The 13505-nt window shown below is 71.4% G+C and carries 10 protein-coding genes and 1 other RNA gene; 7 read left to right on the top strand and 4 right to left on the bottom strand.

Going from position 1 to position 13505, the window contains the following annotated elements; translation table 11 throughout:
- Positions 1 to 190: 190 nt before the first annotated feature.
- The 3 genes from MXD61_RS21930 to rnpB all read right to left on the bottom strand — a co-directional run bounded on the left by MXD61_RS21930 (position 191) and on the right by rnpB (position 2524).
- The gene (locus MXD61_RS21930) at positions 191 to 1147 is read right to left on the bottom strand and encodes a TIGR01777 family oxidoreductase (protein ID WP_248815316.1); all 957 of its coding nucleotides are present in this window, start codon (positions 1145 to 1147) and stop codon (positions 191 to 193) included.
- Complete coding sequence (locus MXD61_RS21925) at positions 1144 to 1953, bottom strand: TetR family transcriptional regulator (RefSeq protein ID WP_248815315.1); 810 nt, start codon at positions 1951 to 1953, stop codon at positions 1144 to 1146. Before MXD61_RS21925 ends, MXD61_RS21930 begins: the two co-directional genes overlap by 4 nt.
- Positions 1954 to 2105: 152 nt before the next feature.
- Positions 2106 to 2524, bottom strand: an RNA gene (gene rnpB, locus MXD61_RS21920) — RNase P RNA component class A.
- 121 nt (positions 2525 to 2645) lie between these two features.
- On the opposite strand from rnpB, the gene MXD61_RS21915 reads away from it, so the two are divergent.
- The 3 genes from MXD61_RS21915 (at position 2646) to MXD61_RS21895 (ending at position 8403) form a co-directional block, all read left to right on the top strand.
- Complete coding sequence (locus MXD61_RS21915; protein WP_248815314.1) at positions 2646 to 3167, top strand: lipopolysaccharide assembly protein LapA domain-containing protein; 522 nt, start codon at positions 2646 to 2648, stop codon at positions 3165 to 3167.
- Positions 3168 to 4881: 1714 nt separating this feature from the next.
- Entirely contained in the window at positions 4882 to 7914 is a 3033-nt protein-coding gene (locus tag MXD61_RS28180) for a protein kinase (protein ID WP_308222818.1), read from the top strand.
- 174 nt (positions 7915 to 8088) lie between these two features.
- Positions 8089 to 8403, top strand: coding sequence for a GlsB/YeaQ/YmgE family stress response membrane protein (locus MXD61_RS21895; protein WP_163549774.1), 315 nt, complete (start codon positions 8089 to 8091; stop codon positions 8401 to 8403).
- Between the two features lie 117 nt (positions 8404 to 8520).
- Here the strand turns inward: MXD61_RS21895 and MXD61_RS21890 are convergent, their stop codons facing one another.
- A complete protein-coding gene (locus tag MXD61_RS21890) occupies positions 8521 to 9171 on the bottom strand; it encodes an MBL fold metallo-hydrolase (protein WP_163549773.1) in 651 nt (216 codons plus the stop codon).
- A gap of 653 nt (positions 9172 to 9824) precedes the next feature.
- On the opposite strand from MXD61_RS21890, the gene MXD61_RS21885 reads away from it, so the two are divergent.
- The 4 genes from MXD61_RS21885 to scpB all read left to right on the top strand — a co-directional run bounded on the left by MXD61_RS21885 (position 9825) and on the right by scpB (position 13353).
- A complete protein-coding gene (locus MXD61_RS21885) occupies positions 9825 to 10814 on the top strand; it encodes an AAA family ATPase (protein ID WP_308222817.1) in 990 nt (329 codons plus the stop codon).
- 49 nt (positions 10815 to 10863) lie between these two features.
- Positions 10864 to 11553, top strand: coding sequence for a M50 family metallopeptidase (locus tag MXD61_RS21880; protein ID WP_248815312.1), 690 nt, complete (start codon positions 10864 to 10866; stop codon positions 11551 to 11553).
- 181 nt (positions 11554 to 11734) lie between these two features.
- Complete coding sequence (locus MXD61_RS21875) at positions 11735 to 12709, top strand: ScpA family protein (RefSeq protein ID WP_248815311.1); 975 nt, start codon at positions 11735 to 11737, stop codon at positions 12707 to 12709.
- Positions 12706 to 13353 (top strand): SMC-Scp complex subunit ScpB, encoded by a 648-nt coding sequence (gene scpB / locus MXD61_RS21870; RefSeq protein ID WP_374629349.1) that lies wholly within the window; start codon positions 12706 to 12708, stop codon positions 13351 to 13353. Before MXD61_RS21875 ends, scpB begins: the two co-directional genes overlap by 4 nt.
- Positions 13354 to 13505 lie beyond the last annotated feature (152 nt).

Raw genomic sequence — 13505 nt, 5'->3', positions numbered from 1 at the left:
GTGAACGCGGCACGGAATGTTCTCGCGGCGGGGCTCGCCGTGATCGCCTGCGGAGACGGAGTGAGACCACCCCGCTCTTAGAGTGGGGAGGCGTCTGTTGGTGAAACAGGAAAACCTGCCCGCGAGGGTAGGAATCCCCGGTCTTCAGGCCGGGGAGGATGTCAAACTTCCACCGACGAGGCCCGTGGCGTCAGTCGTGGCTCCGGCGCCGGGCGACAAGATCGCGAGCTGCCTCCGGCCAGTCGGGAAAGTCGAAGGTGAAGCCCGCGTCCAGCAGTCGCCCGGGAACCACCCGGCGGCTCTTGAGGAGCAACTCGGTGTCGGTGCGCAGGGCAAACGCGCCGATTTCGGCCATCCAGGCGGTGGCGGGCAGGCCGGCCCGGACGCCGGCTGCCCGGCGTAGCGCCGCCATGAACTCCCGGTACGGCAGCGGGTTCGGTGACGCGAGATTCACCGGGCCGTCCACATCACCGCGGTGCAGCAGAAACTCGATCGCCCGCACCAGGTCGACGCCGTGAATCCAGGACATGTACTGCCGCCCCCCGGCGATCGGCCCGCCGAGACCGCACCGGGTCAGGCGCATCATCATCTCGAAGGCACCGCCCGCGCCGGAAGCCATCACGATGCTCGTTCGCAGTGCGACCTTCCGTGTGCTCGGGGCCTGCGCATCGGCCTGCGCGCGTTCCCAGTCCCGTGCGATCCTCACGCTGTAGGCCCAGTAGGCGGGGACGCCGTCCTCCGAACCTCCGAGAACGCCGGTCGCCTCGTCGTTGGCCCGGTCGACACTGTGCGCGTAGATCGTGGCCGTACTCATCTGGAGCCAGACCGACGGCGGGCGGGCCGCCTGGGCGATCGCCGCGCCCACGACCGTGGCCGAATCCACCCGCGAATCCAGCATCTCCCGCAGATGACGTTTGGAGTAACGGCAGTTCACGCTTCGCCCGGCCAGATTGAGCACAGCGTCGGCACCGTCGATCTCCGCCAGCCACGTTCCTGTGTCGCGGCCGTCCCACCAGACCACCCGCGCGCCGGGTATACGGGTGTTCTCCCGTCGGCTCAGGACGACCACCTCGTTCCCGGCGCGGTCCAGCGCGTGCGCGAGGAGAAGACCGAGATGTCCGGTGCCACCGGGAATGACGATCTTCATCGTGCCCGGCTTCCGCGACGCTGTGTCGCCTGTGTTGCCTGGGGCATGGGCTGCCGCATCTCGACCAGCAGAGCGTGGATATCGGCGGTCACCGAGCGAAGCCCCGGAAGCCGACTCAACGGCAGGAGTCGGCTGATCAGTCGGGTGGTCGTGTCAACCAGCCGGCGGGTGCGTATCTGGTCGGGTGAGCGGTCACCGACCCAGAACAGCGTGATACCGAGATAGGTGAGCCAGAGTAGCTCCGGCAGATCCCGGGCCAGCGCTTCGCTGATTCCTCCGGCAGCGCCCTCGACCACCTCCCGGAAAAGGCCGATGGCGGCCTCGCGAGCAGCGGTGGATTCCCCACTGAAAGGACTGGCTGGCGACGATGGCAAGATCGCCGTCTTGATGAAAGATCCGGCGAAGGCGTGGTAGGGCGCCATCTCGTCGATACCGGCGTGGAGCACTCCGCGGAGCCGGTCGGCGAACGCAGCATGCTGTAATGCCTCGGCAGCCCGCCGTCGATGCCCGTCCTGGATGGTGGCGTAGAACTCCTGGACAAGAACTTCCTTCGAATCGAAATAATAGTAGGCGTTTCCCAGCGAGACGTGGGCCGACTGGGCGATCCCGCGCATCGTCGTGCGGTCATATCCGCGCTCCCGAAACGATGCCAGGGCCACGTCCAGGATCAGTGCCCGGGTCGCGCCGCCGCCAGCGCCGCCAGCGGCGGTAACCGGATCATCGGCAGTGCGCCGGCCGGCCGCATCGCTACCCGCTGTGCCCGACCCGCTGACGGCGTCGTGGCCATCCATGCCCCTGACGGTCATGCCGAGCTCCTCTGGTCGACCGGATTCTCGTACTGTAAGCCGTCGGTTGAACATGTTCAACCGACGGCTTACAGGTGCGGGCTCTGGCTTCTTTGGCCGGCATGGGGAACGTCGACCGCGCGGGAAATCGCCGCAGGTCGGCGGGCGTGGGGCGGATGAGGTGGCCTGTAAGCCGGGTTCTGTGGCCGGGGGAGCCTTACGGCGCCCCCGGTGACGGCCATCTCTCTAGGGCCGCCGTTGCCGGCGGCCTCAAGCGGTCTACCCGCAGGCTCGGGCGGGCAGCCCTCAGACGCCTGCGCGGCCCGCGGCCGATACCGGCCGCGAACCTTATTGACCTTGCTCCGGGCGGGGTTTACCGAGCCGCCCAGGTCACCCTGGGCGCTGGTGCGCTCTTACCGCACCGTTTCACCCTTACCGGCGCCGCATGCGACACCGGCGGTCTGTTCTCTGTGGCACTGTCCCGCGGGTTACCCCGGGTGGGTGTTACCCACCGCCCTGCCCTGCGGAGCCCGGACTTTCCTCGGCGGCACCGGGACAGGCCCGACACCGACGCGGCCGTCCGGCCACCTCATCCGCTTCCTTCAGCATAGGGCACCCCGCGGCCTAGACTTCCAGCCAGGGGATGGAACCTGGACGGCTCGGGGCGCGCGCCGACAGGTGACCATGGGCGACGTACACGATGGGGCGGGACGATGGCGGGACCTGAGCAGCCGGGCAAGCGGATCGACCCCACCCGTCCATCGCAGTCCGCGCCACCCACCGGCGTCGGCACCGGAGCCGCCGGCTCACCGGCCTCCGGGCAGGTCCCAGGGCCGTCACCCACGCCCTCGGCGTATCCGGCGGGCCCGCAGGGTGGTCCGGCCGCCGGCACGGGCGCGTTCCCCGGTGGTCCTGTTCCCGGTGGTCCCGTTCCTGGTGGTCCTGTTCCCGGTGGTCCGGCCGGGGGGCGACCGGCGCGGCGGGGGATCGGGTACACCACCTACGCGATCACCGTTCTGGTCGCGGTCATCGCCATCCTCGTCGTCATCTTCGTGGTCAAGAACGACGCCCAGGTCAGCATCTGGCTGTTCGGAACCACCCGGCAGATGTCGGTGGCCGGGGCGCTCGCCGCGTCCGCCGGTGGTGGGCTGATCGTCGGTCTGCTGGTCGGAGTGATCCCGCAGATCCGGCTGCGCCGCGAACTGCGCCAGCTGCGCCGCGCCGCCCGCGGCTGACCCCGCGCCACCCTCGGCTCGAGGTTCCCCTCGGCTGGCGGTTCCCCCGGTTCACGGTTCCCCTCGGTTGAGGGTTCTCCTCGGTTCGTGGTTCTTCGCGGTTCGTGGTCGCGTGCCGAGGGTTGTTCGGTCGCGTGCCGAGGGTTGTTCGGTGTGTGGGGGGTGACATCCTCGAACAGTCCTCGGCACGTCGCGGTCTCGTTCGCGATCCGAGCCGACCTGGGTGCCGCCGGCCTACCAGTCCGGCACCACGATGATCGATTGTTCTCCATGTCTCGGCGGGATCGGCTGAGCGCAGGTTCCTCGGCGATGGGGTCGCCGGGACAAGCCTCGGGCCGCGCGGACCCCCGATGGCGGACCAGGGATCGCGATTGCGTCGCGCCGGCCTGACCCCGGGCAGGGGCGGAACGAGTCGACGCACGGAGCGCGGGAACGGGCGGCGCGGGAGACCGGACGGACGCGGTCGGGGACGGACGGGGTCGGGGACGGACGGGGACGGGGCGGATGGGTGGGGTAAGGGGCGGATGGGTGGGGTGGGTGGGTAGTCCTGCGGGGTGCGGCTATAGCTGGTCGTAATGTTGGTGATCCCCGGAATCATCGGGACGAGCGCCGTGGCCGGGCGAATATCGCCCTGGCGGTCCAGCGGTGTCCGGGGGTCTGCGTGGCAGGCGCGTCCGACCGATTCGTGGCAAAGAAATCCGGTTGGGCTCCTGTCGTTCTGGAGTGGTCATGTTGGCCTTAATTGGCATCCTGATCTGGGAGGGGTTTCATGGCGGAAACACGCGCCATTCGCCGACTGGGTCGAAGCCCGGTACGGCACGTCGTCATCCATTCGGGCGCGTCCTGCGTCACCGTCGAGGGGCAGGTCACAAGGACGGTGCTGAGTGCGCCTGCCAGGGCAGTCGCACCGGCGGCGGCAGCGTCCGCGGCAGTGTCCGTGGGAGCTGCCGCGGCCCGGGAAAACGCCCGGGCGGCAGCGGTTCTGGTGCCGCGGGCGGCCGCGGCGGATGATGCCGGGGGCGAACTCGTGGAGCGGTTCATTCTGGTTCGTAGCCGACGGAACCCGCATCTGAACTGAGCGCACAGGGCACTTCAGCGGCGGCGTCCGACGGGCGCCGCCGCTGCTATTTCCGCCACCTCTTCGATGCGTTTGTGCAGAACGGCCCCCAGATCATGTCGAGCGCTGGCCGGTTGGGGTAACCGATAGGTGTGTCTGTCGGGAGCCGAATGGCCGGGTAGCTGCGGTTCCATCGGTACAGTCCCATTTGTGACACCGCAGCGAACCGATCCGTCCGATGGGGCCGTCCGCGGCCCTTCGCGGTACGTGCGCCGGTACCGAAAGTCCCGAGGGCGGCCCGCGAGACCATCCGTGTGGGGCTGCCCGGTGTGACGGGTCGCCCCTCCCGGACCGGGTAGCCCGTTCGGGCTCGCCCGATCCGGCCGCAGGCTCCGGGCCGATGGCCCGCGCAGGGCCCAGCGGACGCCCGGGATTCACGGGCTGCGCAGGTCAGGTTCACAACCGGACCACAGGTTGCGGCGCCACGGTGAGTGCGGAGTCCGGCGAGGTGGATCGACCCGGGGGCCGATCGGCCCGCCACAGGTTGCCCTGCCGGTAATAACGGGCACATCGTGCATATCGGGCATAGCTGGAGTTGCAGAAGGTTGGAGCCACCGCCGGACAGGCCGTGGACACCGACGACATGAGGAGGTCGACGTGCCGCCGAGGCCACTGCGCGCGGGAGACCCCCAGCAGATCGCCCGGTTCGCGCTGAAGGCGCGGCTGGGGTCCGGCGGCATGGGCGTGGTGTACCTCGGGTCCGATGACAGCACCGGGCAGGCGGTGGCGATCAAGGTCATCCGATCGGACTTCGCCGCCGACCCGGAGTTCCGCGCCCGGTTCCGCCGCGAGATCGAGGCCGCCCGCGCGGTCGGCGGCGCCTGTACCGCCCGGCTCGTCGACGCCGACCCCGACGCCGACGACCCCTGGATGGCCACCGAACTCATCGGCGGTCAGAGTCTCGCCGAGGCGATCGCGACCAGGGGTGCGATGACGACTCCTGTCGTCGTCGCGCTCGCCGCGGGCCTGGCCGAGGCGCTCACCGCCATCCACGGCGCCGGCATCGTCCACCGTGACCTCAAACCCGGCAACGTCATCCTCAGCGGCGACGGACCCAAGGTGATCGACTTCGGGATCGCCGCCGCCGTCGACGCCACCGCCGCCACCCGCACGGGCGTCCTGCTCGGCAGTCCGGGCTACATGGCCCCCGAACAGGTCACCGGGCACGGTGAGGTCGGCCCGGCCGCGGACGTGTTCGCCTGGGGACTCACCGTGCTGTACGCGGCCACCGGTCGGCCGCCCTTTGGCACCGGACGGGCCGACGCCCTGCTCTACCGGGTGGTGCACAGCGAGGCCGACACCGGCAACGTCCCTGGGCGGCTGCGCCGCGTCGTACGTTCGGCGCTGGCCAAGGACCCGTCGGCCCGTCCGACCGCTGCCGCGCTGCTGCGTGACCTGATCGGCCGCTCCGATGATCCCGCCGCCGCCACCCGACGTCTGCTCGACGACGCCTGGGACATCCCCTCGGTCGACCCGGCCGAACTGCTCGCCGCCGCGGCCCGCACCCCGTCTGGTTCATCCGGCTATGTGGGGTTCTCGGGTTCGTCGCAGGGCGACAGTCTGCGCGACATCGACTTCCACGACAGTCAGACGCTGGCCGGCCTGCCCCTGCCACGATCAGCGGTCAGCATGGACCCGTCCCATGAGCGCCGTGAGGGGGGGCGTCCCCCCGGACGGGCCGCCCGTCGGCTGCGGGCCTGGGGTCCCGGCGGATTCACCGCGCCGGAAGGCGATGCCCACCATTCCGGTGTCGCTCGTGGACGGGTCCAGCCGGGCCAGGTGCCGGGGTCGACAGGTGTGGGGATGCCTCCCACCCCGCCGGCGCCGGTCGCCCCCGGCGTCACCGGTTCGCCGGCCGGCTGGCGAACCGGCACGGCCCGTCGCGGACGATCCGCCCGCCGCACCCCCTCCGCCCGGGACACGGCCCGTCGCGGCAGGTCCGGTGGCGACACCGGCCCCGACGACGCACCAGCCGGACCACCAGCGGTCGCCGAGGTCACCGGTCTGCTCGACCCGCAGGCGCTGACCCCCTGGCACACCCTTGGCGGCCAACTGCCGTCCCGCAACGATCCGTCCCGCCGTGATCGGCCCGCCCGATTCGCCAACCCCGGACGAGATGAGCGTGCCAGCCGGGATGGGGACGCCGGCCGGGGTGAGAGCGCTGGCCTGGACGAGGACGATGCCCGCGAGCCAGGCGTTCCCGGTCAGCGGCGTGCCCCGGAGGTGTCCGGGGAGCAGCCGGTCGGCTCCGGCCGGGCCGCGGCGATGGCGATGGCGGTGGCCAGCGCGTCCGTCCAGGCGGCGTGGGATGGCACTGATCATCCGGACGCGGTGGACCGGGTTGATCAGCGCGACGATGGCCCGGCACAGGACCGAGCGCGGCGAACCGTGGGACGTCTCCCCGGCCTCAGCCCGGCCGATCCGGACGGCTCACCCGAGTCGCCCAAGGCGGCGACCAGACAGCCGCGGGAGGCCTCCGACGGCTCCGGCGGGGCGCTCGAGCGGTCGCCGGTGGACTCCGGCGGCTTTGGCCCGGCGTCCGAAGCCGCGGAGGATGCCGCTGGTCAGGCCTGGTCGATGGCCGCCGCAGAGCAGCGTGAGCGTGGCGAGGACGTGGTCGGCGACAGTCACAGCGATGTCGCGGACATTGGCGAAAGCACCGAACTCGACGGTGCCGGTGACGTCGACGGGAGCCTGCCGGCGCTCGAGTCGGGGCCGGGGCTGGAGTCGGGGCCGGGGCTGGAGTCGGGGCCGGCGACCCCGGCCTGGGCTCGGGAACGACTGGTCGTGGCCCAGATCGGCGTCGGCACCGGCGCCGACGCCAGAGCCGCTTCCGGTTCGCGCGAGATCGTGCGGATTGGTGGCGGGCCACTGGGCGGATCGCCGGCGGGGGCGTCGGCGGGGCGGAATCCTCGTCGCAACGCCATGCTCGCGGCGCTGGCCGCGGCGGTCGCCACGTTGACGGCCCTCGGGGCGGCCCATGCCGCTGGTGGGTCCGGCGGCAACGGTGCCGGCGGGGCGGGTCGTCCGACGCCGACGCCGGTGGTTCGCATGGTTTCCCCGCACATGGCCGGCTCCGTGCCGTATCCCAGGGTCGGGACCCGGCTGACCGGCCCGGCGGCCAACAGCGCCGCGCTGGCCAGCGGCTCGACGTCGGCCAGTGGTTCGTCGTCACCCACCGACGCGCCGTTGCCCGCCCTCGACGACGTGCCGGCCTTCCGGGGCGCCGTCAGCCAGCTCGCCGCCGGGCAGTCGTTCGTCGGCTTCATCGCCGATCATGAGGCCGAGGTCGTCCTGCTGGATCTGCTCGCACCGACCGACGGCAACGGCCAGTCCTTCTTCCCCGGCCCTGATCTCGGCGGGGAGTCCGTCCCCAACTTCACCCTCTACGACTCCTGCAACACGCTGTCCCTCGGCCAGGCTCCCGGCTCGGACACCGCCCTGGGCTGCACCGGAACCACCTACCGCCTGAGCGACATGGCCGGTCGCGGCGCGACCTTCGACTCGTCCCGCGGCTTCTACCGCCTGCACGGCTACTTCCGCGTCCACATCATCGGCACCACGCGGACGGGTATCACCGCCGTCAACCTGCTCGCCATCGATCCCAACACGCTCCCCGGCAGCGGCTGACCCGCGCCACCGATCCACCGCCGTCCCCTGGCAGTTCGCTGATCTCGGACGGGATCTCGGACGGGATCGGGGACGGGGACGGGGCTCGAGGCGGGGGTGGGGGCGGGGCGGGATTGTTTGTGGACGGGGGCCGGCGGAGAGAAAACAGGGAGGATCTCGACCTGGGGGTGCAGGATGTTCCAAGTCATCTGGATAGTCTTCGCCGGTCTTGTGATCGGCGTGCTGGCTCGTCTGCTCGTGCGGGGACGGCAGGACATCCCGCTGTGGCTCACCGTCGCCGTCGGTATCGTCGGCGCGCTCGTCGGTAACCTCATCGCCAGCGCGATCGGGGTCCGGCACACCGGCGGCATCGACTGGATCCGGCACGTTCTCCAGGTCGGTGTCGCGGTCGGTCTCATCTTCGCGGTCGCTCCGCTGTGGGCCGCCCGCGGCCCGGGCAGCGCCCATCACCACGACAAGGACCGGCATCACACCGCCGGTCGCCTCTGACGGTCCCCGCTGACAGCCACCTCTGACGGTCGTCCCTGACGGTTGCGTACGGGCGCGTCCACCGGCCCCGAGCTGGTGTCCCTGGCCGGGGCCGGTGGACGAATCCCGACCTGGCTGTCAGTGGCCGCGGCGGGCCCAGTCGTCGACGTCCAGCGCTTCCTCGCCGATGGTGGTGTCGTCGCCGTGGCCGGTGTGGACGATGGTGGCCGCCGGGAGGGTGAGCAGGCGGCTGCGGATCGAGGTGAGGATGGTCGGGAAGTCGGAGAAGGAGCGTCCGGTGGCGCCCGGGCCGCCGCGGAACAGGGTGTCGCCGCTGAACAGGACGGGGCTGTTCTGCAGCTGGCCGTAGAGGCAGACACCGCCGGGGGAGTGACCGGGGGTGTGCAGGACCTGCAGGACGCCGCCGCCGGGCAGGGTGAGGATCTGGTTGTCGGCCAGGGCACGGTCGGGGGGTCGGCGCGGGTAGACCATGCGCCACAGTTCGTCGTCCGCGGGGTGCAGGGCTATCGGGGCCCGGACCAGGTCGGCGAGTTCGGCTGCGGCGTTGATGTGGTCGTTGTGGCCGTGCGTGGCGACGATGCCGGTGACGGTGCGGCCACCGACGGCGGCGGCGATCACGGACGGATCGTGGGCCGCGTCGATCACGAGGACCTCGTCATCGTCGCCGACCAGCCAGACGTTGTTGTCGACCATGAAGGTCTGGCCGTCCAGGGTGAACCCGCCACGTGTGATGACGCGGTCCACCCGGAGGTTCGCACTGCCGGTCATGCCGCCTGCTCCTCACCCCGAACCTGACTTCGAACCCGGAGCGGTCCGCCCCGCGGGGATGGCCGGTGTCGGGTGGCGCGCTGCGCCCGTCCGGTCGGCCCCCGCTGGCGGTCCCCGTGGCCAGACCGTATCCGCCGGACTGGTGACTCGCCCCGCCCCGCCCGTCCGGATGCGATCTCCGGTCGGTCACCGCGCCCTGACGGCCCCCAAACGGGGTAGTTCCGCGGCGTGGTGGAACGCGGAGTGAACGAGCGGGACGTGGGGTGAGCGTCGCGGCAGGGGCGGGCGTGGCCCGCGGGGGACACGGGAAGGGCCGGGCCGACCGCCCCATACGGGCCACTGTCGGGGCCACCGGGAGTGCGCCGCGGACCGGCCCGGAGGTCGCAGTACACGGCGGCGGCGCGGCGGCGGTGGCGCCGGGACGGTGCTAGCGCTCACGGGCGGTGACATCGGGACATGCAGGTCAGATTGCATCTCACCAGTTACACCGGGTACCTGGTTCGGGTTTCACCACAGGTGCCCGTGGCAACGCGCACACGCCGCCCATCACGCGACACGCCGCCTCATGGCCACCCAGGAACCCCCGGAGCGGGTCCGGGTCGGTACGCTCCAACCGGTCCGTTTCTGCTCTTTGTAGAAGGAGCAACCCCTCCGTGGTCCCTTCCACCGACGCCCCGTCCGTCGATCCCCCCATCCGCTTGTCCTATGGCGAGGTGACTGTCGGTGAACCCCGACTGTCCGAGGAGGGGAAGCTCGAGACCGGCGGCGAGAGTCTGGACGACGGGGTCGGCGAGCCCGGCCCGACTGGTCGACCACTGCCGTCCTTCCCGATTCCGGCACCGCTGACGTCCCATGGCCCGGCCTGGATCGTGGCCATGTGCAACCAGAAGGGCGGGGTCGGCAAGACGACGAGCACGATCAACCTGGGTGCGGCGCTGGCCGAGTACGGCCGTCGTGTCCTGCTCGTCGACTTCGACCCGCAGGGGGCGCTGTCGGTCGGGCTCGGCATCAACCCGATGCAGTTCGACCTGACCGTGCACGATCTGCTGCTCGGTGGGGCGAGCGACGTCCGGGAGGTCATCGTCGAGACGCAGGTCGATCGGCTCGATCTGCTGCCGAGCAACATCGACCTGTCGGCGGCCGAGGTGCTGCTGGTCACCGAGGTGGGCCGGGAGCACTCGCTGGCCCGGGCGCTGGCCCCCGTCCTGGACGAGTACGACGTCATCCTGGTCGACTGCCAGCCCTCGCTGGGCCTGCTCACGGTGAACGCGCTCACCGCCGCCGACGCCGTGATCGTCCCGTTGGAGTGCGAGTACTTCGCGTTGCGTGGAGTGGCGCTGCTGCTCCAGACGATCGACAAGGTCCGCGAGCGGCTCAACTCGCGCCTGGAGGTCGCCGGCATCCTCGCCACCATGTACGACGCGCGCACCCTGCACGCCCGCGAGGTGCTCGCCCGGGTCGTCGAACGGTTCCCCGCCGAGGTCTTCCACACGGTGATCAACCGGACGGTGCGCTTCCCGGAGACGACGGTGGCCGGCGAGCCGATCACCACCTACGCCCCGACGTCGGTCGGGGCCGCGGGATATCGACGCCTGGCCCGGGAAGTGATGGTCCGTCACCACACCCCGCCCGCCATCGGCTGAGTCGGGCGCCGGGGCATCCGGACCGGGACGTACGTGAAAAGGTGACACGGTGCTGTTCCATCTCGCCGAACCGGCGGTCCTGCTCGCCCTGCTGGTGGCCTTCGCGATCGGCGTGTTCGTGCACGACGCCGCCCAGGTGCTCACCGCCCGGCTGGTGCGCGACCCCACCCCGATGCGGGCCGGGCGGCTGACCGCCAGCGTGAAGGCACGGCTGACCCCGTTCAGCGGGCTGGCCGTCTTCATCGTCGGGCACGGCTGGGCGGAGTCGGTGCCGATGAACGACGTGTGGCGGCGTCGGCGCTTCCACGTGGCGGCGGCGATCCTCGCCGGGCCGTTGGCCTACCTGCTGCTCGCGCTCGGCTCGCTGGCGCTGTTCGGTCTGGTCAGCGACCGCGCGTCGATCGACCTCGGCGATCGGGTCATCGAGGCGACGGTCGTGAACAGCTTCGCCGCCGAGTTCACCCTGTGGCTCGCGGTGACGTTCGCCTCGATGTTCATCATCAGCCTCATCCCCGTCCCGCCGACCGACGGCGGCCGGCTGGTGTTCCTGCTCGGCGGTACCTCCGAGGGCTGGCGCAACACCCACTACCGGCTCACCGACGGCAACATCGGCCTGGTGATCCTGCTGGCGCTGCTGTTGCTGCCGGCGCTGTTCCCCGGGTTCCCGTCCGTGGTCGGCCAGCTCGTCGGCCCGCTGCTGCGCGGCCTCGGCTCGCTCATCGGCCTGCACCTGGTCTGACCGGTCCCGGGGCTGTCCGCCCGCGCCTGGCCGGTCATCCCGCGCCGGAGCGCGCACCGGCAGGGTCGCCGCGCACCCGTGTGGACGGCGGTGCGCACCGGGGCGGACGTCCTGCGTACCTGGTGGGACGGGCCACCGAGTCGGTCGATCATGCCTGGATGGCCAGGCGTAGCGTTGCCATATGACCCCCTCCCGCGCTGCCACGCAGGCCACGGGCGCCGCCGGCGCGTCCGAGGGCGTGGGTGAGTCGGCCGGCGCCGCGGCGGTGAAGAAGCCAATGATCACGGCGCGGGGCGGGGCGCCGGAACCGTTCGTGGTCGAGCTCGCCAACTTCTCCGGGCCGTTCGACCTGCTGCTCTCCCTCATCGCCAAGCACCGGCTGGACGTCACCGAGGTGGCGCTCTCCCAGGTCACCGACGAGTTCGTCGCGCATCTGCGACGGCTGGGTGACCGGTTCGACCTGGGTCAGGCCACCGAGTTCCTGGTCATCGCCGCCACGTTGCTCGATCTCAAGGCCGCCCGACTGCTGCCCGGCGCCCTCTCCGAGGACGAGGCGGAGGACCTCGCCCTGCTCGAGGCCCGTGACCTGCTGTTCGCGCGGCTGTTGCAGTACCGGGCGTACAAGGAGGCCTCGGCGTTGTTCGCGGGTCTGATGGCGCTGGAGGCCCGGCACGTGCCCAGGGCGGTGGCGCTGGAGTCCCGCTACGCCGACGCGTTGCCCGAGGTGCAGATCGGCATCGGTCCCAGTGAGCTCGCGGCGCTGGCCGCCCGGCTGCGGGAGCCACCGCTGCCACCGCTGGTCGCGACGGACCACGTCCATCTGCCCCGGGTCAGCGTCCGAGAGCACATGATCGCTATCATCGGTCTGCTGCGGGAACTCGGTACCGCGGAGTTCCGCACCCTGTGCGCCGGCTGCCGCCAGACGATCGAGGTCGTGGCGCGGTTCCTCGCTCTGCTCGAGCTGTTTCGGGAGGGGCGGGTGTCCTTCGACCAGGAGGTTCCCCTCGGGGAGCTCACCGTGCGTTGGATCGCCACCGACGACGTGGCCGCCGATCTGTACGCCGTCGGTCGTGGCCTGTACGGGGATGACGCCTCGTACGGGGACGACGACCCGCATCCCGATTCCGACGACGACGCGCACAGGGAGGCCTCGTGACCCCGCCACCGCCCGCGCACCCGGTGCCACCGCAGCCGACCTCACCGACCCAGCCGCAGCCGTCGCAGCCGTCGGCGTCGGCGCGGGTGCCGCGGGGCGAACGGCCACCGCTGGCCGCGCTGCTGGAGGCGGTGCTGATGGTCGCCGAACAACCGGTCGGTGTCGCCGAACTCGCCACCGGGCTCGGGGCGTCCGCACGGGAGATCGAACGCCTGCTGCCGCAGCTCGCCGAGTCCTACGCGCACGACGGACGCGGGTTCCGGCTGCGTCACGTCGGCGCCGGCTGGCGGTTCTACACCGCCGACGAGTGCGCCCCCTGGGTCGAGGGTTTCGTGCTGGCCGGCCAGTCGGCGCGGCTGAGCCAGGCGGCGCTGGAGACCCTCGCCGTCGTCGCCTACCAGCAGCCGGTCAGCCGTGGACGGATCGGTGCGGTGCGCGGGGTCTCCGCCGACGGCGTCATCCGTACCCTGACCGCCCGTAGGCTGGTCGAGGAAGTGGGGCACGACCCGGATACGGGTGCGATCCTCTACGGCACGACCGACTACTTCCTGGAACGGATGGGCCTACGCAGCCTCGAGGAGCTGCCCCCGCTGGCCCCCCTGCTCCCAGGACTCGACGATCTGGATGACTTTGTCACACCGTGAAGAACCTGACACCCGCCGTGAAGGCGCCGTTGTCAGCCGTGAAAGCTCCGCTCCCCGCCGGCAGGCCACCCGCCGTGACGCACCCGGCCGCGGAGACGCGTCCGCTCGCCGGGAGGCGCCTGGCCGTCGGGACGCACCCGCTCGCCGGGAGG

This window comes from Frankia sp. AgPm24, from assembly GCF_023243055.1.
Taxonomy (GTDB): domain Bacteria; phylum Actinomycetota; class Actinomycetes; order Frankiales; family Frankiaceae; genus Frankia; species Frankia umida.
Note: the sequence above shows the minus strand (reverse complement) of the source record. Positions and strands in the feature narration are given on the sequence as shown.

Bases quoted from the DNA above. Each gene is read 5' to 3' on its own strand.
- MXD61_RS21930 (WP_248815316.1), bottom strand. From the start codon at position 1,147: ATGAAGATCGTCATTCCCGGTGGCACCGGACATCTCGGTCTTCTCCTC.
- MXD61_RS21925 (WP_248815315.1), bottom strand. From the start codon at position 1,953: ATGACCGTCAGGGGCATGGATGGCCACGACGCCGTCAGCGGGTCGGGC.
- MXD61_RS21915 (WP_248815314.1), top strand. From the start codon at position 2,646: ATGGCGGGACCTGAGCAGCCGGGCAAGCGGATCGACCCCACCCGTCCA.
- MXD61_RS21895 (WP_163549774.1), top strand. From the start codon at position 8,089: ATGTTCCAAGTCATCTGGATAGTCTTCGCCGGTCTTGTGATCGGCGTG.
- MXD61_RS21890 (WP_163549773.1), bottom strand. From the start codon at position 9,171: ATGACCGGCAGTGCGAACCTCCGGGTGGACCGCGTCATCACACGTGGC.
- MXD61_RS21875 (WP_248815311.1), top strand. From the start codon at position 11,735: ATGACCCCCTCCCGCGCTGCCACGCAGGCCACGGGCGCCGCCGGCGCG.